We start from the raw sequence: 26,215 nt of genomic DNA, 5'->3' as shown, positions 1-26,215 counted from the left end.
GTCAGCCGAAGTGGTTGGTCTGGTGGTTGTGGTCGCCGACCTGGACGCCCCGGGAGTCGGTGATCTGGACCTGATATCGGCCCGGGGCGACCGCGTCGAGCAGATCGCGGGCGGCGGCCAGGACCTGCTCGTCACGGTCGGCGCCGGCCTCGGTCACCGGGCCCTCGAGCTTGGCCCGCCAGACGCCGGGCGCGGCCTGCTCGGCCTCGAGCGTCTCGATCTCGCCCCGCTTGAGCGCCCGGCCCAGCAGCGCCTTCAACTGGGCGTACGAATCCTGCACGGCCTGGGTGGCGGCGCCGCTCACGCCAGCGCTGGCCCCCGCGGCGAGCGCTGTCACGATCAGCTCGAGTCCGGTCACGTGAACCTCCGGCCCATCATCGACTTCGAGCGATAAAAGTTACCCGGACGGGACCGCTTTCGCCGACCTCGTGCTGATTACCGACAACACTCCTCTTTCACCCGTTGAGGGCAACCGGGAGGGCCTCCAGGCCGAAGACGATCGACGCGCGGCGGGCCGGCAGGTCGGCCGGGTCGACGTCCGGGCGCATCTTCGGGAAGCGGCGCACCAGCGCCGGGAAGGCGAGGCGCAGCTCCATCCGGGCCAGCTCGGCCCCGACGCAGCGGTGCAGGCCGTGCCCGAAGGCCAGATGCGACTTGCTGGTCGAGCGGCCGGCGTCGATGCGGTCCATGCCCGGCCCGAGCACGCCGTCCCGGTCGGCGGCGCTGAGCGACACCATGATGATGTCGCCCTCCTTGATGGACGCACCGGCCAGCTCCATGTCGCGTACGGCGAAGCGCGGAAAACCCACCTGGACCACCGTCAGGTAGCGCAGCAGCTCCTCGACCAGGGCGTCGGCCGGCTCGCCGGCTCGAAGGGGATCGGCCAGCTCGGGCTGGGTCATCAGCACGAGCGCGCCCAGGGCGAGCATGCTGGCGCTGGTCTCGAGCCCGCCGGTGAGCACGCCGTCGGCCAGCCCGGCCAGCTCCCGGTCGTCCAGCTCGTCGCCGTGGGCGCGGATCAGCGATCCGATCAGCCCCTCCCCCGGCTGCTTGCGCTGGTCGGCGACCAGCCTCGAGAGGTACGCCTTGGACTCGTTGATCGCGTCGAGCGGCGCGAACGCCCCGTCACCCAGATCGAAACGGGCCGCGCTGAACTCCTCGACCAGCGCCCGGTCCTCGTACGGGACGCCGAGCAGCTCGCAGATGGTGAGCGCCGGCACCGGCAGGGCGAACTCCTGCAACAGGTCGACCGGCCCGTCGGCCCGCTCCATGGCGTCGAGCCGGTCGTTCACGATGGCCTCGATCCGCGGCTGCAGCCGGGCCAGCTTGTGCATGGTGAACTCCGGCATGATCATCCGCCGCAGCCGGGTGTGCATCGGCGGGTCGATCATCCCGAGCCCGCCGGGCTGCTCCCCGGCCGACAGCCCGACCTTCGCCGCGAACGACCCGAAGTCGTTGCTGAAATCGTTGACGCTGCCCAGCACCGCCCGCGCCGGCTCGTACCCCGTCACCAGCCAGGCCCGGATCCCCAGCGGCAGCGGCAGCCGCCCGACCGGCTCCTTCCCGAGCAGCTCGGGCACCGGATCGAGCCCGTCCCGGAACAACGGGAACAACGACTTGTCCGGCAGCATCGCCAGGGTGCCACCAAGATCGAACCCACGATCCTTGGCCCCGAACCGCCGCCCGATCCACCCCAGCACACGAAGACGGGTCTGCATGTCACCCTCCAGACAGCCGCTGTACTCCCCCGCGAGGAACGGCGTTCTGATAGTGACCCTCAAGATCTTGCAACCGCAGTGACTCCCGTCACGACGGCACCCCGAGTGGACCCTGAACTTCCCTGGGGGCGACCCCCAGACCCCACGGTGCGGTGGTGGCGCCGGGCGACCCGGCGCCGAGCCGTCTTGGCCGGCGCTCTTTCCTAAACGCCACCAAACCGAGAGGCGCCTTTCGACCTGGTTGCCGCTGCCCGCACCACCGGCCCCGACCCCACAGCACGGCGGCTGGTCGCATCCCACTCAAAACTCGTCCGCAGCGGCCGCGACATCGACTACCGCTATTCACATCCGACCATCGCGACCATAAGACCGACCGTGTACGTCGCCGGCCATCCCCGACGATCGTCGAAAGCTCTGCAGAGAGGCGAAGTGGGCGAGGCCTTGGTTTACTCGGGGCATGCTGCCATGGAGTCACGAGCTTTCCGGCCGTTTGCACCAGGAGTCGATCGACTCGGTGCTGTTGCGCGACAACCCGCTGGGCGACCCGCATGTGCGGCCGCTGTGGGTCTACACGCCGCCGGGGTACGAGTCGGGGGCGGGGCGCTACCCGGTCATCTACGTCATCCAGGGGTACACCGGGCACGTCGGGATGTGGGCCAACCGTACGGCCTTCCGCCAGCCCTTCCCGGAGACGGCGGACGCGGTTTTCGCCCGGGACGAGGCGCCGGGGTGCATTCTCGTCTTCGTCGACGCCTGGACCGCGTACGGCGGCTCCCAATTCGTCGACTCGGTGGGCACCGGCCCGTACCACTCCTATCTGTGCGACGAAGTCGTGCCCTGGGTCGACGCCCATTACCGCACCCTGGCCGCCCCGGCCTCCCGCGCGATCAGCGGCAAGTCGTCGGGCGGCTTCGGCGCGATGATCACCCCGATGCTGCGGCCCGACCTGTTCGGCGCGCTGGCCACCCACGCCGGTGACGCGCTCTACGAGTACTGCTATCTGAACGAGTTCGCCAAGGTGACCCGCGCGCTGCGCGCCTACGACCACGACATCCAGAAGTGGTGGTCGGAGTTCCGCGGCCGGACGGCCTTCACCGGCGAGCACGACACGCTGCTGGTGCTCACCCTCGGCTGCTCGGCCGCCTTCTCCCCCGCCGACGACGGCACGCCGCAGCTGCCGTTCGACCCGCGCTCGGGCCAGCTGATCCCGGAGCTGTGGGACAAGTGGCTGGCCTGGGACCCGATCCGCATGATCGACCGCTACGCCGACGCCCTCCGCTCCCAGCGGGCCATCTGGATCGACGCCGGCACCCGCGACGAATGGTTCCTGGACCTGGGCGCCGAGGCTTTCCGCGCCGGCCTCGACCGCATCGGCGTCGCCGCCGACCGCATCCACTTCGAACTCTTCCCCGCCGGCCACGGCGGCATCGACTACCGCTACCCGCAGGCCGTCACCTGGCTCGCCGATCGCCTGGAGCGCGAGTAAGACACCGCCCGCCCGATGCGGCGATCGCCCCGCTAGTGCCGTGACCACGAACGTTCTCAGTGTTTGATGACGCGCCGCCCGGCCTGTCGGCTGGGCGGCGCGTCGTGGCGTCCAGGCTGGGACGGTGGCAGATCCTGTACGCGTGCGGCGGCTGAGTGACCAGGAAGGTCAGCAGCTGCTCCGTATCACCCGTAGAGGTACGGGTTCACCGATCCGATTACGGCGGGCGATGGTCGTGCTTGCCTCGGCCGGTGGCAACACCGTGCCGGCGATCGCTCGTCTGGTGCAGGCGGGCGAGGACACGATCAGGCAGATCATCCACCGGTTCAACGAGATGGGCATGGCCAGCCTGGACCCTCGGTGGCGGGTGGCCGTCCCCGCCTGATCAATAGCGACGACGACCAGTTCATCGTCACGACGGCCAACACCCGCCCCGAAGCCTTGGGGCGGCCGTTCACCCGGTGAAGCGTGCGCAAGCTCGCCGGCTCCAACCTCCCCAACCACGGCGCGCTGCCCCGCCACCTGCACAAATACCTACGCCGGGGCAACGCCAACGCCCGCCACCCCTGACGTCGTGGCCGCCCAACGTCGCGAACGCGTCCGCATCCGCGGCGAACGACAACGCCGTGGGGGCCAACCCGGACCACGATCCCGTCGCCCGCCACCGTGCGGACGTTACCGGTCAAGCGACACCGTGAACGTTCTTGGCCAGGGCACTAGACGATCCCGGTGCAGCGGCCGGCCGGGGAGATGTCGTTGTCGAGGTTCGAGGCGCACGTCTGGAGCCAGTAGTTGTAGGAGGCCATGGTCGTGCGGGCGGTCTGTCCCACATCCAGGCAGGTGGTTATGTGCTTCACCCGGCGGCTCACCGGTGAGCCCACGGAGGACGTGCGAACGAGCAGGTGCAGGTACGGAGCCACGCAGTCGTACTGGCCGGAGGTCACCTCGGCCCAGCCGGCGTGACAGGCGGGCGAATACATCACCTTGTACCGCCAGCTGCGCAGGGTGTACTCGGACCGGACCTGGGAACCGGCCGTACAGCCCGCCGTGCCGGGGTCCCAGTAGTCACAGCTTCCGGCGTAGCAAGCGGCCGCCGTGGCCCGCGCCGGCGTGAAGCCGACCAGCCCGCCGACGGCGAGCACCAGCGCCATCGCCAGCCGGGACCAGTTGTTCCGTACCACTGTTCTCATTGTGGGGCCCTTTCTCGAAAGACGACTCGATGCCGACATCGTGGGGACCGCCGTAACGATCGGCCATACCTTTCAGCCGAGCTTGAAAGGCTCCTCATTCCGGCCGAGGGTGGTGGTTTCAGCGGTGGCTGAAAGGTCTTTCCGGCCGATACGCCGGCCCCGACGCTGAAGGTCCGACGGGGGAGGTTGGTCTCGATGGACCAGATGGTGCTCAGAGCTCAGCGATGGGTCAATGCCACGTACGGATCGGTGGCCGGCTACAACCGTTGCGCGGAGGATGGGAACACCGGCTGGCAGACGATCTTCTCGTTGACCCGGGCGCTTCAGGTCGAGCTGGGCATCACCGCCCTGTCCGACAACTTCGGGCCGGCCACCTTCGCGCGCTTGTCCGCGTACGGGCCGGTCGGGGTCAGTTCGTCGAACATGAACATGCGGAAGCTGGCCGAGGCGGCGCTCTATTGCAAGGGCTACAACGGCGGCGTGATCGATGGGGCGTTCGATCCGGGCGCCACTCAGATCGGGCTCACCTCGCTGGTGCGTGACATGGGCTTGCCGATCGACGGCGCCGTTCGTGACGTGACCCCGAAGGTGTTCAAGGCGCTGCTCACCATGGACGCCTTCGTGATGACGGCGGGCGGCAGCGATCCCATCCGGGTGTGCCAGCAATGGCTCAACGGCACCTACATCGGGAAGGGTCAGTTCTTCATCGGCCCGGCCGATGGGCACTTCTCGCGCAACGTGCAGGTGGCACTGATCTACGCCATTCAGTATCAGCTGGGCATGACCGACAGCCAGGTCACCGGATTCATCGGGCCGGGCACCCGGGACGGGCTGCAGCGGCAGGCCTATGTCTATGCGGGCAGCACGTCAGCGCAGTGGATCCGGCTCTTCCAGTGCGCGCTGGCGTTCAACAACTACGCCAATCGCTGGGAGGACGGCGGCGGCACTTTTCCCGAGGACCTGGCCCGGATCGTGAAGGTGTTCCAGCGTTTCTGCATGCTGGCCGAGACGGGCGCCGGCGATTACCGGACCTGGATGTCGCTGCTCGTGTCGACCGGCGATCCGGACCGCCCGGGCAAGGCGATCGACTGCGCGATCCCGCTCAACAGCGCGACGATCAGGACCGTCAAGGAGCACGGGTACGAGATAGCCGGCCGTTATCTCAACGGCGGCACCAACAAGGTGCTCACCCATTCCGAGATCGCCCTGATCATCGGCAACGGCTTGTCGTTCTTCCCGATCTATCAGGAGTGGGGCGACGGGCTGCAGCATTTCAACTACGACCAGGGCCGGTCCGACGCCACGGCCGCCGTGACCGCGGCCCGCGGATTCGGTATTCCGTGGGGCACGACGATCTATTTCTCGGTGGACTTCGACGCGCAGGACCACGAGATCACCAGCGCGATCATCCCGCACTTCCGCGGCGTACAGGACGCCGTCGCGGCCGACGGCGGCATGTTCTCGGTCGGCGTCTACGGCTGCCGTAACGTGTGCCTGCGCCTGGAGTCGGCCGGGCTGGCCGGTCGCAGCTTCGTCAGCGGCATGTCCACCGGTTACAGCGGGAACCTCGGTTTCAAGCTGCCCGCCAATTGGGCCTTCGACCAGATCAGGAACATGCGGATCGGGGTCGGCACGCCGGGCGAGGTGGAGATCGACAATGACATCGTCTCCAACCGTGATCGGGGCGTCAGTGGCGTCAACCGGCCCCCGCAGCTCAACGACGGCTTCTTCACGATGATGATCTGGTTCGAGGCGCGGGCCGGGCAGTGGCGGGCCGAGCATCCGCAGCGGTCCGGCCCCGAGCTTGTCGCCCAGTTCCTGCGTATGCGCTCGGACAGCTACAAGTTCCGTGGCTCCGACACCGTCTTCGGCGAGCTCGACAGGGGCTTCATCAGCTTCGTCCGGGAGTACGACGGCCGCCCCGACGACTACCCGCTACGTGACCCGAACTACCTGTGGGACTGCGACGTCGACCATTTCGGGGCGACGTTCGGCGGGGTGCTGAAATGGGGCCTGCCGGACGAGCTGTTCGAGGTGAATCTGGCCGATCTCGGCGGGTGGGCCGGTGATGCGCTCAGCGTCCTCGGGCAGTGGCAGACCAGCGGGCTCGGCCCGGGCGAGGCGTACGCGTTCGCGAGACAACGGTTCGCCACCCGCGCCGACAACTCCTACATGACCATGGGCGACTGGTTCGCCGACGTGGACGCCTTCGTGCTCGGCCAGATCAGCCGGCAATACCCCGACATCCCGTTGTCCCAGCTCTTCCGGCAGCACTACGCGACGCCGGCCTCGGCGATCGACCGTTTCCACGATTTCTACCAGCGCCGGTTCGGCGGGCGGGCCGACTACGCGTTGCTGGCCGCCGAGAACATGTTCGGCGCGCCCGGCGACAAAGAGACCGAAGCCATCCGTGATGCCATCTGGCTCGATCAAGGCTGGTGGGACGTGAACACGCTGACCCCTGTCATGGTCCACCCGGACGCCCGGAACGGGGTGGCCCGCGCTTTCGCCGAGACCGTCGTCCGATTCGCATACGGGGAGTGACCATGATGGAAGAGTTTGCCGTCTCCCGCCGCCAGATCTTGACGGTCGCCGGGCTCGCGCTGGGCGTGGGCGTCGTCGACCTCGGCCCGGCCGGACCGGCCGCCGCCGCGCCGGCCGGCATCACGCTGGAACCGGTCGCCGCCGACCCGGTCGCCATCCTCACCGGTGAGAATGCCCCGCCGGCGGCTGTCCCGCGCCAGCTCGCCGTACGGGTGCTGCGCGGCGCCGGGATGCCGGCCGGAGCGCAGCTGACGACCACCTTCGACCCGCGGGTGTATGCCCCGCTGACTCCCGGTGTCCTCGTTCACCGGGGACGGTCGGTGGCGACCACCGGCATGGTCGCCATCGACCCGGCCACCGGCCGGCCCACGAGCACGATCACGCTGACCGAGCCGGTCCCGGCCGACGGCGAGCTGATCGCCATCATCGGCACGGCCAACCCCATGCTGTACCCGTACGACCTGGTCCGCCGGCCGGCCGAGCCCACCGCCCGGGCCGGCCACGCGCGACGGGACCTGGGGCCGGACCGCCCGGCTCCGTTCGGCGGACCGGCCGAGCCGTGGGGCGTCGAGGTGTCCGGGGTGTGGGCCGCCCGCACCTGGGGGCCGGGCGACCGCTATCGCTATCACGTCCCGGTACGGGTCACGCTGACCGGCGCCGGCCCGGCCCGGGGCCCGGCCGCGTCCTTCTCGGTCACGCTCGACCCCAGGCTGGTGCGAGCGGTGACGATCGGGTCGGCGAGGCTGGACGACCGGGCGTACGCGGGACGCTTCCGCCGCGTGTCGCAGAGCCGGACCTCGTCCGCCCATCGCACCCTCTGGCAGGCGCCGGTCGGCCTGGCCGCCGGACAGAGCCTCGACATCGAGCTCCGAGTCGACACCGTGCGCCCACCCGGCCCCCTGACCGGCCTCACCCACCCCCTGGTCGCCGCCGTCACCACCGGCGCCGCCGGGGCCCAGCGCCACACCGGCCGCGAATCCCTGACCCGCACCGACGCCGTCAGCGACGGGCGACCTCAGGGTGTCATGTGATCCTCGCCGGCGCGCAGGAGGACCGCGGTGAAGGTGAGACCCTTCAAAGCGGCCGCGCCTCGACCCTCGTCGTACGCTTCGGGGACGGTCAGGCCGGCGCCGAGGGCGTCGTAGAAACCGCGGGTGAATTCGATCGCGGCCGGGTCGGACAGGGGGCCGTCGAAGGCGATGGTGTACTCGGTGCCGATCGCGCTCATCCGGCTGGCGGTCAGCGAGTAACACGCGTTGAGCACCGCGACCTTGATCTTGCGGCGGGCGAAGAGTTCGCCCAGCGCCGCGCTGGGCGGCTGGAAGATCTGCCCGGCGTCGTTCTCGAAGACCAGCCCCCGGTTCGTGCCGTGGCCGGAGAAGTGCACGATGTCGTACTGCTTGGTCATCAGGGCCCGGCGGAGGTCGTCGATCGTGACGGCGTTGAGGGTCTCGATGTCGATCCGGTCCCGCTCGGCCGACAGCCGGATCGACTGGCGCAGCGTGCGGTCCTCCTCACCGGTGCGCAGCGGCTCGCTGCCGCGCGGATTGGCGCACGCGAGCAGGATGTTCAGCCGGGGCCCGTCCGCGCCGGCCGCCGGTGCCGGGGCGCTGTTGAAGGAGCCCGAGACGGTGCTGCGGGAGACGAAGACCGCGTTGTCGCCGGAGTTGTGGAAGACGTCGCCGTGCACCGAGACGAACACCGGGCGGGCGCCGGGCGCCGGCGCGGGTGGCAGACGCCAGGCCGAGACCGCCTCGTTCGCGTCCATCGTCTCGGCCAGCAGCCGCAGACCGGTCGGGACCTCGAGCCGGCCCAGGTAACGCCGGTCCCAGCGCGCGTTGTCGAGCGTCGTCACGTTGCGCCAGGCGGTCTCCCGCTCGTACGGCTCGGGCGCGACGACGACGTGCCCGCGGGCGCCGATCGCCGCCGCCACCCGGGTGACCAGGGCCTCCGGAAGCGGTTGGGGGGAGGCGAGGGTGATCCGGGTCCGGAAGACGCCCGTCCGGTACCGGCGCCAGGCATCGGTGAAGAGCTCGGAGGCGTACTGCGCGAACGGGTCGGCGGGCAGCTCGTAGCTCTGCTGCCGCAACGGGCTCAGCGCGGAGCGGCCCGGCACGGCGAGCCGGCCGTACCGGGTGGCCAGGTCGGCCAGCATGCCGACGAAGGCGGGGGACGGAGCGTACGGCTCCAGCCCCACCGTCAGCATGAACGGCTGCGGCAGGTCGGCGATGCTCTGCCACAGCGGCTCCCAGGTCGTCGTCCCGGCCGAGAAACCGGGCACGGCCAGGTAGTAGTGGACGCCCGCGTCGGGACGGACCGGGCGGCCCGGGTGGATCTGCTTGCGTACCTCGACCAGGCCCGACGGATGGGCCGGGAACGGATCCAACAGCTGCCGGAGGTCGGCGGCCGAGTCGACCGGGACGGCCCGCACATGCGCGGGCAGCGTGCTGAGCCGGTCCCGCAGCCGCAGCGCCGCGGCTATGGCGGCGTCCCGGGTCGGCGCCTGCACCCGGCCCAGCAGCACACATCGCAGTTTCTGGCCGGGCCGGTGCAGGTAGCGCAGCTCCAGCCGGGCCCCGGCGGTCGTGTCCCACTGCCCGGCGAGCCACCCCGCGTCGGCGATCGCCTCGTCGGACCGGTCCTGCTCGACCTCCCGGCCCCGGACCGGTTCCACCAGCAAGGCGACCCAGGAGCAGAAGCCGTACGGGCCGGGTGCGGTCAGCACACCGGCCGCCGGGTCCGCATCGGCCGGCGCCGGGGCCAGATCGCGGTCGAACATCGCCACCATCTCCTCAGACCGCCCGGTGAGCCGGCCCGCCCGGGGGAATCGCCGGAACCGATGCCGTGGCCGACATGGTCTCGATCGGGATGTCATACCCGAACGTGGTCATGATCGGTACCTCGATGCCGGCGACGGCGGCGTCCACCCCCTCGCGCACGGCCGAGTGCACGGCCTCGCGGGTAGCCCGGACGCGCTCGGTGCGCAGCATCTGGTTGATGATCCCGGTCCGCCCGAGCATCGAGCCGATCAGATCCTTGAAGAACTGCCCGATCAGCGAGTAGCCGCGGCGGTCGCGCCACATCGTCCAGCCGACGTAGAGCGAGGTGCCGAAGGCGAAAACGGAGATGTAGGCGACGTACGAGCGCTCCGTGATGATCAGCCGGTTGTTCACCGCCTCGGCCATCATGTCGCTGCGGATCCGGCGGGCCGACACACCGACCGGGATGCGGCGGCGGGCCAGCGACTGGTAGATCGCCGCGTAGGACGACTCGGCGGCCGGGGCCTTGCCGTCGATCAGCGTCTTCCACTCGGCGACCGGCTCCTGGATCTTGACCAGGAGCAGCACCACCCAGAACACCAGGAACGACAGGAGCGTGCCGACGCCGATCAGGCCCGAGAACACCGAGAGGTCGCCGGTCGTCGTCGTGTCACTCGACGCGCTGCCGACCAGGCTGAGCAGGAAGAGCAGGAAGAACACCGAATATGTCAGGCCGCCGGCGAGGGCGGCGAACAGCCACAGGCGCAAGAGCGCCCGGAACGACACGGACTCGTCCAGGGCGAGCTCCATGCCGGTGTATCGAAGAGTCTGTGTCCGGTACGCGATGTCCTCGTCGGCCGGGTGTGAATATGTCAAAGCTGCTGCTCCTAGTCTCTAGTAGCCGAGGGCGACGGCGATCGCGCCGTCGTCGCCCAATCCGGCGCGGCCGCTGAGGTCGATCGGCACGGTGCCGGTCTCGGTCCTCTGCGCCCCACCGAAATCGCTGTAGGTGATCGTGTAGTCGGCCGAGCCCGCGGTGCCGGTGGTGAACCGCACCGGAGCCTGCCCCTGGTCGTCCGCGGTGACCTGGATCTGCGGGTAGGCCGTGATGGTCCAGGTGGTGGTCTGGCTCCACGACATGGACGGCGCCTGCAGCGGGCACTGGGCCCCGTACGACGGGTTGACGCAGTTCGCGTCCAGGAACGAGTCGGCCGCCTTCTGCACACCGTCCCGCACGCCCGGCGCGAGGTCGAGCCGTGTGAGGTCGATCTCGGCCGCGACGCCCTGGGTTCCGGTGCTGTAGGTCGCGGCCCGTTCGGCCCCCGCGAAGATCACGTTGCCGCTGGTGGCCGCCCGGTACAGGCCGGGGAACGCGAAGGTGGTGCCGGCCGCGGTCGCCGGGTCGACCGTGACGCCGTTCACCGTGACGTCGAGCCCGTTCGGCAGCGCCACGGTCAGGCGCACGAAAGGCTGTTCCAGGCGGTACGGGGTCTCGTCGTCCCCGGTCTCGACGACCGCGAAGTTCTGCTCGACCGCCTGATCGCCGACCCGGTAACTGGCCGTCACCACCGTGTACCGGCTGTCGCCCGCATACGGCTCCGAGGCGGTCACCTCGACGTCGCCCGGCCGGTTGCCGCTGTCGGCCAGGGCGGCGGGAACCAGCAGCGGCATGCCGTCGAGCGAGAACATCCGGTCGGTGTCGACCAGCGCCAGCGCGGCCTCCGTGTCACCCGCACCCAGGTGGTCGAAGTAGTCCTCCACGGTCCCGGCCGGGCTGGGATCCGGCCAGACCACCACCAGGGCCACCGCGGCGAGCACCACGGCCGCGCCCGCGGCGGCCAGGCGCCGGCCCTTCCGGCTCAGCCGCGGCCCCGGTGCGACCGCGGCCGGCTCGAACCGGTGCGCGACCGGCGGCCCGGCTGGAACCGGCGCCACGGGGGCCGGGCCTCGCTCCGCTCCGCTCAGCGGCGAGCCGCAGTACGAGCAGATCCCCGAGCCGCCGGAGCCGACCTGCCCGCACCGCCGGCACAGCGTCGGCGCACCCCTCGTCGATCCGTACATCTCCCCACCGCTCCTCGCCTCACGCCGTCGATGACTCCTGACGGACAGCTCAGGGGCAGGGCCGGTCCCAGGCGATCGACGGGGCAGAACGTGCGCCCGAGCGCTGGTAGTCTCCGGCGGTTCCGCCTACGGGGGCGGCGTGACGACTGATGTGAGGCATCTGTGGGACTACTCATCCACCTGTTGATCCTGCCGTTCCGGCGGCCGCTGGCGGCGATCGTCATCGGTCTCGCCATTCTGGGCGGCGTCTACGCGTACGACTGGGACAGCGCCCCGTCCTGCGGCGGCTCCACGATGGAGCAGGGTGACGTCTGCCGGCGGCTCTCCGACACGGACGGCACCTACGACAAGACGTACGACGAAGCCGGCTCCGAGAAGCGCAACGCCCCGTACATCTGGGCCTCTCTGGGTGGTGTCCTGGTCCTCGGTGGCGCCGTGAGCTGGCCCATCCGCCGGCGGCGGGCCGCTGCCCGGGCCGACGCGGCCGCCGCGGCGGTGTGAGTCAGCCGAGCCGGTAGAGGAAGTGGCCGTCGATCTCTTCGCGGGTGATGCCGAGGCCGTCGACCGGGCGGTTGGGCAGGCCCTCCCACGGGGTGCCGCCCAGCCATTCGGGCAGGACGACGACCGACTTGATGCCGGCGGCCCGCAGGGCGGCGATGCTCGCCGAGTCGGGGAAGCTCATGCTGATCGAGCGGATCCGCTCCTGGTTGGCCGGGGTGAAGGTGACCACGCCGTTGGGGACGCGCGGGAAGCCGTTCGTGGTCCACAGCATGATGGACATCTCGAGGCTGCCGCCGCTGGGCAGGACCAGGATCGGTTCGCGTGCGGCGGCCATCGCGGCCGGGTAGCGCAGCACCTCGGGGTGCGGGGTCTTGTTGACCCCCTCGACGACGACCATCGCGAGCGGGATCAGCAGGGCCAGCCGTAACGCGACGAACTTGCCACGGGCCAGGACGCCGGACCGCCAGGGCGCGGCGGTCCGGACCTGGGCGACGAAGGCGCTGACCGCCCCGGCGGCCAGGATGGCCAGCAGCAACGACGACCACAGGGTGAGCCGCCCCGGGGTACGCAGGGCGGCCCAGCCGGGCAGGTGCTTGGAGAGGGTCAGATAGCCCGGGTCGCCGTGGCCGGGCAGGGTCGCGCCGAGCGCCAGCAGCACCGCCACGACGACGCCGAGGGTCAGCAGGACCCGGTGGCGGATCCGGAAGACCGAGACGAACACCCCCACCGTGGCCAGGGCGATCAGGGCCACGCCGGCCAGCAGCGTCATCTCCGGTGGCCACAGCAGGTCGGCGCGGGCGCCCGCGTGGCGGGCGCCCCACAGCCAGGACGACTCGGGGGCCACGAAGAAGCCCCGCCACGGCGGCGAGTACATCTCGGTCCAGTTCAGCCCGCGGTCGGCCTGCGGATGCAGCTCGACGACGCGGGAGTAGGCGAGACCCATGTAGACCGTGACCGCGCCGAAGCACACGCCGCCGATCAGATCGGCGGCCAGCAGCTTACGTCCGTACGGCGGCCGGCCCCTCCGCCACCAGGCCCAGCCGAAGCAGGCCGCGACCACCAGACAGACCGCGACCATCACGTACGCGAAGGCGAGCCCGATGGCCAGCCCCAGGGTGATCTGCCAGGCCGCGACCAGCCAGCCGGCCAGCGCCCACCACGGGTTGTGCCGTTCCGGTCGGTGGCCGTTCCGCAGCGACCAGCCGTGCCCGCGGGCGATCATGGCCAGGCTGAGCGCGATCCCGCCGGTGGAGATGACGTTCAGGTGTCCCGCATGCGCGAGCCGCCACGGCGCGTACGCCCAGGCCACCCCGGCCACCAGGGCGCCGAGCGGATGCGCGCCCAGCTGCCGGGTCAGGGCGTACGCTCCGGCGAAGGCTAGCGCGTGCAGCAGGACGTACAAGATGTTGTAGCGGAGGACGGCGTCCTCCATACCCGAGCCGATCATGCCGAGCGGCGCGTAGCCGAGCACGGTGTCGGTGAAGGCCAGCGAGTAGTTGTCCGGGAAGAACGTGTTCGAGTCCCACAAGTGCCAGGGATCGGTCAGCAGCGCGTGCCCGCCCCAGGCGATCTGCCAGGCGAACAGGGCCGGATCGCCGATGTCGCCGGGCACCGTGTGCCGCGGATCGCGCAGCGTCGGCCAGGTCAGCGCCGCGGCCAGCGCGAGCCCGCCGAGCGCGACGAGAACCCACTCGAGGCGAGGCCGGCGCCGCTTCACCGCCGCCGGTTCCTGGTCGTTCTCACCAGCCGCCTGCTCGCCGCGGACGGCCGCGGTGGCCCCGATTCCGCTCACCAAAGCCCCCGGTTCTCATGGGTCGACGCCACGCATTGTTGCATATCGATGCCGCTCCGTCGCCGACGGATGGCGTGCGGACAGAGCCTCGCCCAAGTCGCTGCGGTAGTAGAGGACGCTGCGGCCGTAGCGGGTGCGGTTCAGCAGGCCGGCCCGCTCCAGGACCCGGCGGTGCTCATTCGACCGCGGACGGGGTGACGCCCCGGCGGAGGGCCAGCTCGGTGGAGGAGGCCGGCTCGCCGAGCTCGGTCAGCAGGGCGGCGCGGGGCGGGCCGAGCAGGTCGGTGACGGCGGCCTGTACGAGGTGGGGGTGCCGCTGTGGGTGGCCGGGCACACCAGCGCGCCCGCCGTGCTCGTGTCGCCGCTGCTGCTGATCAACACGGCGGTCGTCATCGCCCTGCAGATCCGGGTCAGCCGCGGAACCGGAGACGTCCGCGGCGCCGGCCGGGCCATGGTCCGGGCGGGCTGGCTGATGGCCGGCGCGTGCGTCTTGTGGGCGCCGCGATCGCCGGGATCGCTGTCAGAGCGGGAAGTGGCCGCGCCGCCACCGCCAATGGTGGCCGGCTTTCCAGTGGTCGATGACGGCGCGCTGGAGGACGGTGCGGCGCGGCAGCTGATCGAGCGGCGTGCTCAAGTCGCGGAAGACGAAGCGGCGCACTTCGACGTCGGCGTCCAGGCCCACCGGGTCCTCGTACGGCTCCAGCTCGAATCGCCACTGGAAGCGGATGATGTTGGAGTCGGCGGGCAGGTAGTCGCGCAGTTGCGGGTCGAGCAGCCACGAGCCGCAGGAGAACGTCGTGTAGCGCTCGCCGGGGAAGTGGCGCGGGAAGAACGCGCGGGCCTCGTCGAGGGAGGCCGACACGGCCGACGGGGTCAGCGGGCCCGCCTCGGGGATGTGCGGGCCGATGCTCGTGTCGCCGCGCTGGTGCTGCAGGCGGCCGAGCTCGTAGAGGCCGCCGCGGCTGTGCAGGGTCAGCCAGGCCTGCATGACGGGCCAGCCCTCGCCGCGCATCCGCCGGTCCACCGCGAGGTTGCGGCCCAGGTCGGCCAGCGTCGCCCAGGACACCGCGTCGCTGATCCCGTGGTCGCGGTGATAACCCCGGACAACTTCGATCAAGGCCAGGTACGCATACACGTACAGCCGGCCGCTTTCTCCCGTCAGCTCGGGGCCGGGCGACAGCCATTCATAGCCGCCGAGATCGGCCCGGACCAGCGCCGTCACCCGGTCGAGAAGCCAGCGCCGCTCGGGTGTCCACTCAGGAGACGGCCAGCCGGCCAGGATGTCGGCGGCGGCGTCCGGCCGCACCGCGAGACGTTCGAGGAGCGCGGGCGCCGCGGCCCGGCTGGGCAGCGGCGCCGGTGGCCGGTCCCCCGCGAGCCGGTGCACACGCTCGATCTCGGCGACGGGCACCCCGAGCCGGTGGGCGGTCTCAGCTGAATCCACGGTGTCGACCGTAAAGTGATGGGCGTGGATCTGGGAATCGCACTGCCGACATCAGGACCCCTGGCCTCCAAGCAGAACATCGTCCGGGTGGCCCAGGAGGCGGAACGCCTCGGCTACGCGGCACTGTGGACGTACGAGCGTCTGCTGCGCCCGCTGGCCCCGCTGCTGCCCGGCCCGGACGGGGCGCTCGAGCGCCTCCCCGAGGACTACCGCCTCACCTACGACCCGATCGAGACGCTCAGCTTCGTGGCCGGGCTGACCGAGCGGATCAAGCTGGGCACCAGCATCGTGGACGCGTTGTTCCACCCGCCGGTGGTGCTGGCCCGCCGGTTCGCCACGCTCGACCAGTTCAGCGAGGGCCGGGTGATCGCCGGGCTCGGTCAGGGCTGGATGCCGCAGGAGTTCGCCACCGCCAACGTCCCGCTCAAGCGCCGCGGCGCCGGGCTGGACGAGATCGTGGCCGCGATGCGGGCCTGCTGGGGCCCCGACCCGGTGGAATATCAGGGCCGCTTCTATCAGATCGAGGCGTCCGAGGTGAATCCCAAACCGGTGCAGGCCCACGTGCCGATCATCATCGGCGCCGCCAGCGAGGCCGGGCAGGCGCGGGCAGCGCGGATAGCCGACGGCGTCAATCCGAACGCCTTCTCGCACGACCAGCTGGTCGCGGCCGCCCACGGCTTCCGGGCCGCCGCGCGCGAGAACGGCCGCGACGCCGACGCGCTGACCGTGACAGCCCGGGCCAACGTGCCGATCACGGTCGACCCGCTCGGCGACGACCGCCCGTTCCTCGGTGGCTCGCCCCGCGAGATCGCCGGTGACCTCGCCCGCCTCGACGGCGCGGGCATCGACCATGTGCTCTTCTACAACCTGGCGCCGGAGGGCATCGACAGCCACCTGCGCCTGATCGCCGAGCTCAAGGAGCTGGCCGGCTGACGGCTCAGAGGGGGATCAGGTCGGCCAGCTGCTCCGGCAGGCCGGGTGAGAAGTAGACGTGGCCCATGCCCGGGACCAGCCGCAGCTGGGCGCCCGGGATGGCCGCCACGAGCGCCTCGGCGTGCTCCGGGGTGTAGATCGGGTCCTGGTCGCCGTAGACGACCACGGTCGGGGCGGTGATGGCCGACAGTGGGGCGAACCGGTCCGGGGTCATCCGCTGGCCCGCTTCCTGGTGATGAGCCGCCGCGGAGGGGTCGACGGCTCGCGCCCAGCAGCGCTCGAGCACCGTCCGGGCCTCAGCTTCGTCGAAGGGCAGGACGTCGCCGTTCATGACCCGGAAGAGCGCCATGTCGGACTCCACACCGGGCGTGAGGTCCTCCGAGTCCTCGAGATAGCGCAGGAAGCGCTTGGCCGGCGGCGGCAGGGAACCGGGGTCGGTCGCCTCGCCCCGCCACAGCGGGCCCGGGTCGTAGCCCATCGGCGTGCTGGAGAACAGGGTCAGCGTCCGCACCCGGGCCGGCTCGTGCACGGCCAGCCACTGCCCGATCATGCCGCCCATCGAGGCGCCGGCGATGTGCGCCGACGGCAGGTCATAGGCATCAAGCACGGCGACGGCATCGGCCGCCATCTCGGCCAGGCCGTACGGATGCCGGTCGTAGTCGACGACGCTCGAGAGCCCGGTGTCCCGGTGGTCGTAGCGGATCACCTGCGCGCCCCGCTCGAGAAGGCGGCCGACCATAGCGTCGGGCCAGGTGAAGCCCTGCGCGGCCGACCCCGTGATCAGCAGGACGGCGGGCCGGCCGGGGTCTCCGCTCCGCTCGGTCCACAACCGCACCGGCCCGGCATCGACGAAGTTCTCGGTCATGGCCGGAGACCTTAGCCAACTCCCTCGACCGAAGCCCCCGATTTTTCACGGCCGCCCCGCCGCGCCCACAGCCCGCCGCTGATCGCCCGCCACCAGCCGCCCCGCTGCGCCCGCCCCGGCGCGCTGCGCCCGCCACCAGCCGCCCCGCGCCGCTGTGCCCGCCACCAGCCGCCCCGCGCCGCGCCGCTGTGCCCGCCGCCGGTCGTCCCGCTGCAGGGCTAGCGATCATCCGGGCCCGCGCGCCGGAAGACCCGGCGCATCACCGATCGCACCCGTCCCCGACGCTCGCCCGGCCGCCGCACCGCCGCTCCCGGCAGGGCGGAATGGCTGGTCCGCCGGGTTTCCTCGACGCTCAGCACCAACGCCGCGAAGTCCATGACGCCTCCCCACTCGCTCCGTTAACGGTCACGTGACCGTTAACGGTATTGTTGGACCCGTGATGGCATGCGGTCAAGGCGGAGCCGATTACGATGCGGGGATCGTGGAAGATGAAGCGCGGAGGCGGCCGACCCTGCGAGACGTGGCCCGGCTGGCCGGCGTCTCGCACCAGACCGTGTCCCGAGCCATCAACGACAAGGGCGAGATCGACCCGGAGACCCGCCGCCGGGTCCTCGACGCCGCCCGGCAGCTGCGCTACCGCCCGTCCCGCTTCGCCCGCGGCCTGGTCCGCCCCGGCGCCACCACCGTTGGCCTGGTCGTCTCGGACGTGGTCAACCCGTTCTTCCCCGAGCTGATCGCCGGCGTGATCGAGGCCGCCGAGCAGGCCGGCTGGCAGGTCGTGATCAGCAGCAGCCAGGACGACGCGGGCCGCGAGCCGGCCCTGCTGCGCTCGCTGTCGAGCCAGGTCGACGTCGTGATCGGCTACTTCTGCGGCACCGACGAGGCCATCGCCGAGGCGACCGGCGACATCCCCCTCGTCATGGTCAACCGCCGCACCCGCAACCCGGCCTGGGCCGTGGTCGACGTCGACAGCGCCACGGGCGTACGGGCCCTGGTGCGTCACCTGGCCGCCCAGGGTCACCACCGCCTCGGCATGATCGACTGCCCGGACGCGAACGAGCCCGGCCGCCGCGAGGCCTTCCTGGCCGAGGCCGCGAGCCAGGGTCTGACCGTCCCCACCGGGGCGGTCGTGGCCGCCGACCAGTCGATGGCCGGCGGCGAGGCCGGCCTGACCCGCCTGCACGCCGAGCATCCCGGCCTGACCGCCGTCTTCGCCTTCAACGACCTGGTGGCCCTCGGCGCCCACCGCGCCGCCCGGCGCCTGGGCTGGGCCGTCCCCCGGCCGCTGGCCCTGGCCGGCTTCGACGGGCTGACCCTGGGCGAGCTGCTCGACCCCGCCCTGACCACCGTCCAGCTCGACAAGCGCCGCCTCGGCGAGCTCGCCGTGGCCCAGGCCCGCCGCCTCCTGCAGGGCGAGAAGCCCGACCCGGTGATCCTCGAGACCACCCTGCTGGTCCGCGACTCGGCCTGAGCGCCCGGAGCTGGTAGAAAATTTTCGGCAGGAGCTGTCGATAACGCCGGGTCCGTTCGTCGTCACGGTGGAAGCGGCCGATCGGCGGCCACCCGACGCGAGGAGACCATCATGCGTTACCTGTTGCTGATCTACACCGAGGAGACCACCGCCGCGCCCGACCCGGCCGAGGCCGAGAAGGTGATGAACGACTACTGGGCCTACACCAGCGCGGTCAAGGAGGCCGGGATCAATCAGGGCAGTGAGGCCTTGCAGGACAGCACAACGGCCACCACCGTCCGGGTCAAGGACGGCGAGCGGGTGGTCACCGACGGGCCGTTCGCCGAGACCCGAGAGGTGCTGGGCGGCTACTACCTGATCGACGTGCCCGACCTGGACGCGGCGATCGACTGGGCGGCGAAGTGCCCGGGCGCCCAGCACGGATCGGTCGAGGTCCGGCCGATCATGGAGTTCTCCTAGCCGATGAGTGCGGCGGCCGACTCGGTCGAGGCGGTCTTCCGGGAGGAGTGGGGACGCCTGCTGGCCACCCTCGTCCGTACCCTCGGCGACCTCGACCTGGCCGAGGAGGTCGCGGCCGACGCGGTCGCCGCTGCCCTGCAGCGGTGGCCGCGCGACGGGGTGCCGAACCGCCCGGCGGCGTGGCTGCTGACCACGGCCCGCCACCGGGCGGTCGACCTGCTGCGCCGCGACAAGGTGCTCGCGGCCAAGCTGGCCCTGCTGCAGGTGGAGGCGGACCGCTACGAGCCGCCACCGCCGGATCCTGAGTTCTATCCCGACGACCGGTTGAGCCTCTTCTTCACCTGCTGCCACCCGGCCCTGACCCTGGAGGCCCAGACCGCCCTCACCCTCAACTGCCTGGGCGGCCTGGCCACGGCCGAGGTCGCGCGCGCCTTCCTCACCCCGGCCGCCACCATGGCCCAGCGTCTGGTCCGCGCCAAACGCAAGATCCGCGACGCCCGCATCCCGTTCCGCGTCCCGCGGCCGGCCGAACTGCCGTTACGGCTACCGGCGGTGCTGCGGGTGATCTATCTGATCTTCACCGAGGGGTACGCGGCCACGACCGGCCCGGCGCTGACGCGCCCTTCACTGGCCGACGAGGCGGTCCGCCTGGCCCGGATCCTGCACCGCCTCATGCCGCACGAGCGCGAGGTGGCCGGCCTGCTCGCCCTGATGCTGCTCGTGGACGCCCGCCGCGCCGCCCGCATCGACCTCCGCGGCGACCTGGTGCTACTGGAGGACCAGGACCGCTCCCGCTGGGACCCCACCAAGATCGAGGAGGGCCGCCACCTCGTGGTCACCGCCCTGACCGGCGCCCCACCCGGCCCGTACGCCCTGCAGGCCGCCATCGCCGCCCTCCACGACGAGGCCGCCACCGTGGCCACCACCGATTGGCCCCAGATCGTGGCCCTTTACGATGTCCTGCGCACAATCGCCCCGTCACCGCTGGTCGACCTCAACCGCGCGGTGGCCGTCTCAATGGTCGACGGCCCCGCCGCCGGCCTGTCCTTATTGGACGCCTTGATCGCGGACCGCCGCCTGGCCGGCTATCACCTGCTGCCCGCCGCCCGAGCCGACCTGCTCCGCCGGCTGGGCCGCACCGCGGAAGCCGCCGCCGCCTACCGACAGGCCCTGGATCTGGTCGGCAACGGCCCCGAACGAGCTTTCCTGACCCGCCGCCTGCACGAGCTCACCACCGGCTGACCAGCATCTCAGGAACGCAGCTCCGCCAACGTCGCCCCGGCAACGATGCGCCCGATGTTCTCCTCATGGTCCCGATCAGCCAGCCGCCGCGCCAGCTCATCCAGGTCGTCCAAATCGCCGAACCTCGCCCGCAGAGCCGCGCGCATCAGGTCGAAGTGCCCCTTGTCCAGGCTCTCGCGGGCGATCTCACGGCCGAACTCCGATTGCGCCAGAACGTTGTTGTTCATGCCTCTCCTTCGCAACTCTTCGAGAACCTGACCAGCCAAAGAACCTCCCTCGAGCATAACCAGCTCGATCTGGACCAGTTGTTCCTCGACCTTGCTGTTGGCCGCGATCTGATCGGCGACCCGCTCGGCAAGATCGTCCGGCGGGGTCGGTGACCACAGCGCGAGCGGCGCCAAGGGACTGGCCACTCGGAGTCCGCGGTGCGCTTGAGCTGGACTTCGACGTGATAGATGTCCGTGGGCGCCCCGTCACTGTGCCGAACCAGGAACACCTTGTCGCACTGGCGGCTGCGTTGCCGCGGTTGCTCGGTCGGCCCGTCCTGAATCACCGGCTGGCCGTCGAGCCGCGCGCCGCACAACAGGTGCAGCGCGTCCCGGGGATGGGCCTCCAGCAGTGCCTCGTAAATGCCGTCGAAGTCGCGGGGTGGCGAGGCGACGTCGGCGGGCGGGCTGTCGGTCACTGGTCCTTCTTCCGCTTGGCATCGGCGTGACCGGAACAGCCTCCCGTACGCACGACTAGCAGTCAAGGGGCAGGTTGTCTAACGCCTACTGATAGAGCGCGCGGCGAGGCGGGCGGCGCCGGCGGCGGGGTCGTAGCCGGTGCTGGGCTGCAGGCCGCGGGCGCGCAGGATTTGCAGGACGCCGTCGCGGACGGGGGTGTCGCCGACGAGCAGGCCGCCGCTCAGGACGACGGGGCCTGGGGCACCCAGGTCGTCGAGGGTGGCGATCAGGTGGCGGACGGCTTCGGTGACTATGGCGGTCGCATGGGGGTCGCCGGCGCGGGCGGCGGCGCAGACCAGTGGGGCCAGGGCGCCGATGTCGTCCCAGGGCAGGGCCTGGGCCCAGTAGACCATCTCGTCGGCCGTGGTCACGCCGGCGCGGGCCGCGATGATGGCGGCGAAAGGACTGGACCAGGCGCGTACGGCCGTACGGACCGCCCGGAGGCCGAGCCAGCGGCCGGAGCCCTCGTCGCCGAGGAGCCAGCCCAGCCCGTCCGAGGTGCGCTCCACGGTGTCCGCCCGTACGGCAGCGGCGATCGCGCCCGTGCCGGCAATCAGGACCACGCCGAACGGCGCCGGGGAGCCGGCGGCGAAAGCCGTCACCACGTCGCCGACGACTTTGACGCCGCCGGTCACGCCGAGGGCGGCCAGCGCGGGAGCGAACTGGCCGGCGGTGGCGGGCCCGGCTATCCCGAGGGTCGCGGCGGCCACCGACGCGGCCGGATGGGGGCCCAGGGCCTGGCGTACGGCGGTGGCCACGGCCGCCGCGGCACAGTCGGGGCCGGCGGTCAGCGGGTTGCCGGGGCCGGCCTGGCCGCGGCCCAGCACGACGCCGTCGGCCGTCGCGACCACGGCGCGCGACGAGGTGCCGCCCGCATCGACGCCGATCACCAAATTCATGGAGCTGATCGAAGCACAGACAAAAGTTGTTGACTAGTTCACTCTTCGGTCGTAATTTTCATCAACAACAGCGGACGATGAAAAGGATGACCGACGTGACCGGTGAAAGCGGCGGGCTGCTCGGCCGACTGCGGATCGAGGGGCCCGGCATGGCCGAGGCGCTGGCGCGGATCGCCGAGACCATTCTGGCCGATCCCGAGGCCGCGGCCAATGCGAGCATCGTCGATTTGGCCGAGCGCTCCGGCACCTCGACCGCGACGGTCACCCGGTTCAGCCGCACGCTGGGCTTCAAGGGCTATGCGAATCTGCGCGTGGCCATCGCCACCGAGACCGGCCGGGCCGAACAGGCCCGGTGGGAGACCGACATCAGCGGCGACATCGCCCCGAGCGACCCGCTGACCGACGTCCTGGGGGTCGTCACCGCCGCCGACACCCGCGCCATCCACGACACCGCGGCCGCGCTCGACATGGCCGCCATCGACCGGGTCGCGGCCGCCATCGCCGGGGCCCGGCGGGTCGAGCTGTTCGGTCTGGGCAGCAGCGGCACCTCGGCGCGGGAGATGGCGTTCCGCCTCGAGCGCATCCGGGTGCCGGTGTGGCACCGGCTCGACAGTCACACCGCGCTGACCAACGCTGCCCTTCTGCTCCCGGGCGATGTGGCGATCGGGCTGTCCCATTCGGGGCGCACCCGGGAGGTCATCGAGACGCTGGCCGAGGCGGCCGATCACGGCGCGCTGACCGTCGCGGTCACCAGTTACAGCCGGTCGCCGCTGGCCGAGGTGGCCGACGTCGTCTTCACCACGGCGGTCCAGGAGACCACGTTCCGCCTGGCCGCGCTGTCGGCGCTGCACTCCCAGCTGCTCGTGCTCGACATGATCTACGTGGCCGTCGCCCAGCGCACGTACGAGCGTACGGCCGAAGCCCTTGAACTGACGGTCCGCGCGGTGGACGCCCACCGGCTTCCGGAGAAGAACCCCACTCGCAAGAGAAAACCCCAATAAGACAGCGAAACTCCCCCTTTGAACGAGGAGTAACTCCGTGCTGCCCAAAAAAGCGATGATCCTGACGACCGCCGCCGTTCTCGCCCTCAGCGCCTGCTCCAGCGATGGCAACGGCGCCGGCGGTGACCAAGGCCAGCCGGGCGCCGTGCCGACCGCCCGGGGCGAGGGCAAGACCCTCACGGTCTGGGTGATGGACGGCGACTACACCCCCGAGACCCTCGACGCCATCAACGCGAAGTTCACCGAGGCCACCGGGGCCAAGGTCGACCTGCAGGTCCAGCAGTGGGACGGCATCACCACGAAGATCAGCACGGCGCTCTCCACCGCCGGCACGCCGGACGTGCTCGACCTCGGCAACACTCAGGTGCCCGGCTTCGCGGCCAACGGTGGCCTGCTCGACCTGACGAAGTACAAGGCCGACCTGCAGCAGGGCCGTACGTGGCTGGCCGGCCTGGCGGAGCCGGCCACTGTGGACGGCGCGCTCTACGCCGTGCCCGGTTTCGCCGGCGCCCGCGCGGTCATCTACAACAAGAAGACCTGGGCCGCGGCCGGCGTCACGGCCGCGCCGACCTCGTACACCGAGCTCACCGCCGCCCTCGACAAGATCAAGGCGAAGAACCCGGCGGCCGACTTCTCCCCGTTCTACCTGCCCGGTCAGTACTGGTACGCCGGTCTGCAGTTCCTCTGGGACGCGGGCGGCGACATCGCGACCGGCCAGGGCGACACCTGGACCGGCGGCTTCGCCACCCCGGAGGGCCAAAAAGGGCTGACCGACTTCAAGACCTTCCAGAACGCGTACTCCACCGCCGCCTCGCGCACCCTGGACACCCTGCAGCCGGATCAGACGCAGCTGTTCGCCGACGGCAAGACCGCATCGATCCTGGCCACCAGCGGCTCGATCGGCCTGATCCAGAAGGCGAATCCGAAGATCACGACGGCCGACATCGGCACCTTCCCGATGCCCGGCGTCTCGGGCAAGAACCAGCCGGTGATGCTCGGCGGCTCCGACTGGGGCATCGCCACCAAGAGCGACGCCCAGGATCTCGCGCTGCAGTGGACGAAGATCGCGGCGTCCCCGGAGATGCAGGACAAGTGGGTGTTCGGCAAGGACGGCTGGATCCCGAACAGCAAGGAGGGCATCGAGGCGGCCCAGGCCAGCCTGGACGAGCAGCAGAAGGGCTTCTTCACCGCCGCCCTGAGTTCCAAGGCCACCCCGGCCGCGGCCCAGTGGCCGACCCTGGAGGGCGACAAGAGCGTCAACCAGCTGTTCTCCTCGGTCGCCTCCGGCGCCAAGACCCCCGAGGCGGCCGGCAAGGACTTCGACGCCCACCTCGGCGAGACTCTCGCCGGCGGTAAGTGACCACCGTGATCGCGGCCGGCGCCCCGCCGGCCGCTCCGGCCCCTCCCGAGCCCGGAAAGCGCCGCCAAAAAAGAGAGAGGGCCCCGCTTCTCCTGCTCAGTCCGGCCGGGCTGGTCCTCGCCCTGGTCACGCTGGCCCCGATCGGCTTCCTGGTCTATACGTCGTTCACCGACTACAACCAGCGGTCGCTGTTCACCGGCGCGTACAACTCGGTCGGCCTGGGCAACTACAGCGACCTGCTGAGCAGTGGCGCCTTCTGGGTGTCGCTGCTGCGCACGGTGCTGTTCACGGCGGCGATGGTCGCGGGCAGTGTGCTCATCGGCATGGGCGTCTCGCACCTTTTGACCCGCCTGGAAAAAGGCTGGCGCTACACGGTGACGGTGGTGCTCATCGTGGCCTGGGCCATGCCCAACGTGGCCTCGTCGCTGGTCTGGAACTGGCTCTTCCAGCCCGGCTACGGCGTGGTCAACTGGGGCCTCGACCAGCTGCGCATCTTCGGCGACACCACGAGCCTGGACTGGGCGCAGGATCCCGCGAGAGCGTACGTGGTGATCTGGCTCTTGATCGTCTGGCAGGCGGTGCCGTTCATCGCGCTGACTTTGAACGCGGCCGAGACGCAGGTGCCGCGGGAGTACCTCGAGGCGGCGCGGATGGACGGCGCGAGCGAGCTGAGCATCTACCGGATCATCACGCTCAACCACCTGAAGCCGACGCTGTTGCTGGTGATGATCCTGTCGATCATCTGGGACTACAACGTCTTCAACCAGATCTGGCTGATCTCGCGCGGCGGGCCGGGCGACTCCACATCGACGCTGGGCGTCTACACCTACAAGACCGCGTTCGTCGGCTTCCACATCGGGCAGGGCGCGGCCATCTCGGTCGTCACCACACTGCTGCTGCTCGGGCTGACCGCGGTCTACATTCGCAACCTTCTCAAATCGGGCGAGGACCTATGAGGAAAGCGAATCTCCTTGCGGCGATCTTCTGCCTGATATGGGCGTTCCCGGTCTACTGGATGGTCAACACGGCCTTCAAGCCGCGCCCGGAAGTGATGACGCCGACGCCGCACTTCATCCCGCAGCACCCGACCCTCGACAACTTCGTGAAAGCGGTGACCCAGGAGCAGTTCCTGACCAATCTGCGCAACAGCGTCATCGTGGTCGTGGCGACCGTCGTGGTCTCGATCGTGCTGGGCATCTTCGCCGCCGCCGCGCTGTCGCGGTTCCGGTTCAAAGGCCGGCGGATCATCATGGTGGTCATCCTGGCCGTGCAGATGCTGCCGGGCACGGCCCTGCTGATCCCGATGTTCGTCATGTTCAACCAGCTCGACCTGCTCGGCACGTACGCGGCACTGGTGCTGGCCTATGTGGCAACGGTTCTGCCGTTCTCGATCTGGGTGATGCGCGGCTTCTTCGTCACCATCCCGGCCGAGATCGAGGAGGCGGCCCGGATGGACGGCGCCAGCACCTGGCGGGTGCTCACCAGCGTGCTGTTCCCGCTGGTCGCCCCGGGCGTCATCTCGACCGGCATCTTCTCGTTCATCGCGGCCTGGAACGACTACCTGTTCGCCTACACCTTCATGCAGGACCAGAGCCGCTACACCCTGCCGGTCTGGCTGGCCTCGTTCACCAACCCGTACACCGGCACCGACTTCGGCGGCCAGATGGCGGCCTCCGTGCTGTTCTCGATCCCCGTCATCGTCTTCTTCCTGATCATCCAGCGCAATCTGGTGGCCGGTATGTCCGCCGGCGCCGTGAAGGGCTAG

At 70.7% G+C, this 26,215-nt stretch carries 26 protein-coding genes; 13 read left to right on the top strand and 13 right to left on the bottom strand.

The window, feature by feature from the left end; translation table 11 throughout:
• Position 1: 1 nt before the first annotated feature.
• Together AB0J66_RS18175 and AB0J66_RS18170 are read right to left on the bottom strand one after the other, a co-directional pair.
• Positions 2-358 (bottom strand): hypothetical protein, encoded by a 357-nt coding sequence (locus tag AB0J66_RS18175; protein ID WP_364661522.1) that lies wholly within the window; start codon positions 356-358, stop codon positions 2-4.
• Positions 359-455: 97 nt separating this feature from the next.
• The gene (locus AB0J66_RS18170) at positions 456-1,718 is read right to left on the bottom strand and encodes a cytochrome P450 (RefSeq protein ID WP_364661519.1); all 1,263 of its coding nucleotides are present in this window, start codon (positions 1,716-1,718) and stop codon (positions 456-458) included.
• A gap of 457 nt (positions 1,719-2,175) precedes the next feature.
• Here AB0J66_RS18170 and AB0J66_RS18165 point away from each other — a divergent pair, with 457 nt between their 5' ends.
• Both AB0J66_RS18165 and AB0J66_RS18160 read left to right on the top strand, forming a co-directional pair.
• Positions 2,176-3,204 carry an alpha/beta hydrolase-fold protein gene (locus AB0J66_RS18165; protein ID WP_364661516.1) on the top strand — a complete coding sequence of 343 codons (1,029 nt, stop codon included), beginning with the start codon at positions 2,176-2,178 and terminating at the stop codon, positions 3,202-3,204.
• 229 nt (positions 3,205-3,433) lie between these two features.
• Positions 3,434-3,589 (top strand): helix-turn-helix domain-containing protein, encoded by a 156-nt coding sequence (locus AB0J66_RS18160; RefSeq protein ID WP_364661514.1) that lies wholly within the window; start codon positions 3,434-3,436, stop codon positions 3,587-3,589.
• A gap of 331 nt (positions 3,590-3,920) precedes the next feature.
• Here the strand turns inward: AB0J66_RS18160 and AB0J66_RS18155 are convergent, their stop codons facing one another.
• Entirely contained in the window at positions 3,921-4,394 is a 474-nt protein-coding gene (locus AB0J66_RS18155) for a hypothetical protein (RefSeq protein ID WP_364661511.1), read from the bottom strand.
• A gap of 195 nt (positions 4,395-4,589) precedes the next feature.
• Between AB0J66_RS18155 and AB0J66_RS18150 the strand changes: the two genes are divergently transcribed.
• Both AB0J66_RS18150 and AB0J66_RS18145 read left to right on the top strand, forming a co-directional pair.
• Positions 4,590-6,938, top strand: coding sequence for a glycoside hydrolase domain-containing protein (locus tag AB0J66_RS18150; protein ID WP_364661509.1), 2,349 nt, complete (start codon positions 4,590-4,592; stop codon positions 6,936-6,938).
• Between the two features lie 2 nt (positions 6,939-6,940).
• Positions 6,941-7,969: a hypothetical protein gene (locus AB0J66_RS18145; protein ID WP_364661507.1), complete on the top strand. Its 1,029-nt coding sequence runs from the start codon at positions 6,941-6,943 to the stop codon at positions 7,967-7,969.
• Here the strand turns inward: AB0J66_RS18145 and AB0J66_RS18140 are convergent.
• From AB0J66_RS18140 to AB0J66_RS18130, 3 genes are read right to left on the bottom strand one after another with little or no spacing between them, the layout of a single operon-like run.
• Entirely contained in the window at positions 7,954-9,717 is a 1,764-nt protein-coding gene (locus tag AB0J66_RS18140; protein ID WP_364661505.1) for a CHAT domain-containing protein, read from the bottom strand. The two genes, AB0J66_RS18145 and AB0J66_RS18140, sit on opposite strands and share 16 nt — an antisense overlap.
• A 13-nt stretch (positions 9,718-9,730) precedes the next feature.
• The gene (locus AB0J66_RS18135) at positions 9,731-10,573 is read right to left on the bottom strand and encodes an adhesin (protein ID WP_364661502.1); all 843 of its coding nucleotides are present in this window, start codon (positions 10,571-10,573) and stop codon (positions 9,731-9,733) included.
• Positions 10,574-10,591: 18 nt separating this feature from the next.
• The gene (locus tag AB0J66_RS18130; RefSeq protein ID WP_364661500.1) at positions 10,592-11,632 is read right to left on the bottom strand and encodes a hypothetical protein; all 1,041 of its coding nucleotides are present in this window, start codon (positions 11,630-11,632) and stop codon (positions 10,592-10,594) included.
• A 288-nt stretch (positions 11,633-11,920) separates the two neighbouring features.
• Between AB0J66_RS18130 and AB0J66_RS18125 the strand changes: the two genes are divergently transcribed.
• Entirely contained in the window at positions 11,921-12,259 is a 339-nt protein-coding gene (locus AB0J66_RS18125; RefSeq protein WP_364661497.1) for a hypothetical protein, read from the top strand.
• A gap of 1 nt (position 12,260) precedes the next feature.
• Here AB0J66_RS18125 and AB0J66_RS18120 read toward each other — a convergent pair whose 3' ends face one another.
• The 3 genes from AB0J66_RS18120 to AB0J66_RS18110 all read right to left on the bottom strand — a co-directional run bounded on the left by AB0J66_RS18120 (position 12,261) and on the right by AB0J66_RS18110 (position 15,495).
• Positions 12,261-14,051, bottom strand: coding sequence for a hypothetical protein (locus AB0J66_RS18120; protein ID WP_364661494.1), 1,791 nt, complete (start codon positions 14,049-14,051; stop codon positions 12,261-12,263).
• Between the two features lie 175 nt (positions 14,052-14,226).
• Positions 14,227-14,385: a hypothetical protein gene (locus tag AB0J66_RS18115; protein ID WP_364661492.1), complete on the bottom strand. Its 159-nt coding sequence runs from the start codon at positions 14,383-14,385 to the stop codon at positions 14,227-14,229.
• 186 nt (positions 14,386-14,571) lie between these two features.
• Positions 14,572-15,495 carry an acyltransferase domain-containing protein gene (locus tag AB0J66_RS18110; RefSeq protein WP_364661489.1) on the bottom strand — a complete coding sequence of 308 codons (924 nt, stop codon included), beginning with the start codon at positions 15,493-15,495 and terminating at the stop codon, positions 14,572-14,574.
• A 24-nt stretch (positions 15,496-15,519) separates the two neighbouring features.
• Between AB0J66_RS18110 and AB0J66_RS18105 the strand changes: the two genes are divergently transcribed.
• Positions 15,520-16,428 carry a TIGR03619 family F420-dependent LLM class oxidoreductase gene (locus AB0J66_RS18105; protein WP_364661486.1) on the top strand — a complete coding sequence of 303 codons (909 nt, stop codon included), beginning with the start codon at positions 15,520-15,522 and terminating at the stop codon, positions 16,426-16,428.
• 4 nt (positions 16,429-16,432) lie between these two features.
• Here the strand turns inward: AB0J66_RS18105 and AB0J66_RS18100 are convergent, their stop codons facing one another.
• Together AB0J66_RS18100 and AB0J66_RS18095 are read right to left on the bottom strand one after the other, a co-directional pair.
• A complete protein-coding gene (locus AB0J66_RS18100) occupies positions 16,433-17,293 on the bottom strand; it encodes an alpha/beta fold hydrolase (RefSeq protein WP_364661483.1) in 861 nt (286 codons plus the stop codon).
• A 218-nt stretch (positions 17,294-17,511) separates the two neighbouring features.
• Positions 17,512-17,670 (bottom strand): hypothetical protein, encoded by a 159-nt coding sequence (locus AB0J66_RS18095; protein ID WP_364661481.1) that lies wholly within the window; start codon positions 17,668-17,670, stop codon positions 17,512-17,514.
• 104 nt (positions 17,671-17,774) lie between these two features.
• On the opposite strand from AB0J66_RS18095, the gene AB0J66_RS18090 reads away from it, so the two are divergent.
• The 3 genes from AB0J66_RS18090 to AB0J66_RS18080 all read left to right on the top strand — a co-directional run bounded on the left by AB0J66_RS18090 (position 17,775) and on the right by AB0J66_RS18080 (position 20,465).
• Positions 17,775-18,764 (top strand): LacI family DNA-binding transcriptional regulator, encoded by a 990-nt coding sequence (locus AB0J66_RS18090; RefSeq protein ID WP_364661478.1) that lies wholly within the window; start codon positions 17,775-17,777, stop codon positions 18,762-18,764.
• A 111-nt stretch (positions 18,765-18,875) separates the two neighbouring features.
• Positions 18,876-19,223, top strand: a complete 348-nt coding sequence (locus tag AB0J66_RS18085) for a YciI family protein (RefSeq protein WP_364661476.1) — start codon at positions 18,876-18,878, stop codon at positions 19,221-19,223.
• A gap of 3 nt (positions 19,224-19,226) precedes the next feature.
• Positions 19,227-20,465 carry an RNA polymerase sigma factor gene (locus tag AB0J66_RS18080; protein WP_364661473.1) on the top strand — a complete coding sequence of 413 codons (1,239 nt, stop codon included), beginning with the start codon at positions 19,227-19,229 and terminating at the stop codon, positions 20,463-20,465.
• Between the two features lie 8 nt (positions 20,466-20,473).
• Here AB0J66_RS18080 and AB0J66_RS18075 read toward each other — a convergent pair whose 3' ends face one another.
• Entirely contained in the window at positions 20,474-20,878 is a 405-nt protein-coding gene (locus AB0J66_RS18075; RefSeq protein ID WP_364661470.1) for a hypothetical protein, read from the bottom strand.
• Positions 20,879-21,228: 350 nt separating this feature from the next.
• Positions 21,229-22,089: a BadF/BadG/BcrA/BcrD ATPase family protein gene (locus tag AB0J66_RS18070; RefSeq protein ID WP_364661468.1), complete on the bottom strand. Its 861-nt coding sequence runs from the start codon at positions 22,087-22,089 to the stop codon at positions 21,229-21,231.
• Between the two features lie 86 nt (positions 22,090-22,175).
• Between AB0J66_RS18070 and AB0J66_RS18065 the strand changes: the two genes are divergently transcribed.
• Genes AB0J66_RS18065 through AB0J66_RS18050 form a run of 4 tightly spaced genes read left to right on the top strand, consistent with a single transcriptional unit; the run spans position 22,176 to position 26,215 of the window.
• Entirely contained in the window at positions 22,176-23,090 is a 915-nt protein-coding gene (locus AB0J66_RS18065) for a MurR/RpiR family transcriptional regulator (RefSeq protein WP_364661466.1), read from the top strand.
• Between the two features lie 37 nt (positions 23,091-23,127).
• Complete coding sequence (locus AB0J66_RS18060) at positions 23,128-24,450, top strand: extracellular solute-binding protein (protein ID WP_364661463.1); 1,323 nt, start codon at positions 23,128-23,130, stop codon at positions 24,448-24,450.
• Entirely contained in the window at positions 24,447-25,406 is a 960-nt protein-coding gene (locus AB0J66_RS18055; RefSeq protein WP_364661460.1) for a sugar ABC transporter permease, read from the top strand. The genes AB0J66_RS18060 and AB0J66_RS18055 overlap by 4 nt, the downstream gene beginning before the upstream one ends.
• The gene (locus AB0J66_RS18050) at positions 25,403-26,215 is read left to right on the top strand and encodes a carbohydrate ABC transporter permease (protein ID WP_364661458.1); all 813 of its coding nucleotides are present in this window, start codon (positions 25,403-25,405) and stop codon (positions 26,213-26,215) included. Before AB0J66_RS18055 ends, AB0J66_RS18050 begins: the two co-directional genes overlap by 4 nt.

Source organism: Actinoplanes sp. NPDC049598 (assembly GCF_040675435.1).
GTDB lineage: Bacteria > Actinomycetota > Actinomycetes > Mycobacteriales > Micromonosporaceae > Actinoplanes.
This window is presented reverse-complemented; position numbering and strand designations above follow the sequence as displayed.

Excerpts from the sequence above, each read along its gene's own strand:
- AB0J66_RS18170 (WP_364661519.1), bottom strand. The coding sequence starts at position 1,718 with ATGCAGACCCGTCTTCGTGTGCTGGGGTGGATCGGGCGGCGGTTCGGG.
- AB0J66_RS18165 (WP_364661516.1), top strand. The coding sequence starts at position 2,176 with ATGCTGCCATGGAGTCACGAGCTTTCCGGCCGTTTGCACCAGGAGTCG.
- AB0J66_RS18160 (WP_364661514.1), top strand. The coding sequence starts at position 3,434 with ATGGTCGTGCTTGCCTCGGCCGGTGGCAACACCGTGCCGGCGATCGCT.
- AB0J66_RS18155 (WP_364661511.1), bottom strand. The coding sequence starts at position 4,394 with ATGAGAACAGTGGTACGGAACAACTGGTCCCGGCTGGCGATGGCGCTG.
- AB0J66_RS18150 (WP_364661509.1), top strand. The coding sequence starts at position 4,590 with ATGGACCAGATGGTGCTCAGAGCTCAGCGATGGGTCAATGCCACGTAC.
- AB0J66_RS18145 (WP_364661507.1), top strand. The coding sequence starts at position 6,941 with ATGATGGAAGAGTTTGCCGTCTCCCGCCGCCAGATCTTGACGGTCGCC.
- AB0J66_RS18140 (WP_364661505.1), bottom strand. The coding sequence starts at position 9,717 with ATGTTCGACCGCGATCTGGCCCCGGCGCCGGCCGATGCGGACCCGGCG.
- AB0J66_RS18100 (WP_364661483.1), bottom strand. The coding sequence starts at position 17,293 with ATGACCGAGAACTTCGTCGATGCCGGGCCGGTGCGGTTGTGGACCGAG.
- AB0J66_RS18095 (WP_364661481.1), bottom strand. The coding sequence starts at position 17,670 with ATGGACTTCGCGGCGTTGGTGCTGAGCGTCGAGGAAACCCGGCGGACC.
- AB0J66_RS18085 (WP_364661476.1), top strand. The coding sequence starts at position 18,876 with ATGCGTTACCTGTTGCTGATCTACACCGAGGAGACCACCGCCGCGCCC.
- AB0J66_RS18080 (WP_364661473.1), top strand. The coding sequence starts at position 19,227 with ATGAGTGCGGCGGCCGACTCGGTCGAGGCGGTCTTCCGGGAGGAGTGG.
- AB0J66_RS18070 (WP_364661468.1), bottom strand. The coding sequence starts at position 22,089 with ATGAATTTGGTGATCGGCGTCGATGCGGGCGGCACCTCGTCGCGCGCC.
- AB0J66_RS18065 (WP_364661466.1), top strand. The coding sequence starts at position 22,176 with ATGACCGACGTGACCGGTGAAAGCGGCGGGCTGCTCGGCCGACTGCGG.
- AB0J66_RS18050 (WP_364661458.1), top strand. The coding sequence starts at position 25,403 with ATGAGGAAAGCGAATCTCCTTGCGGCGATCTTCTGCCTGATATGGGCG.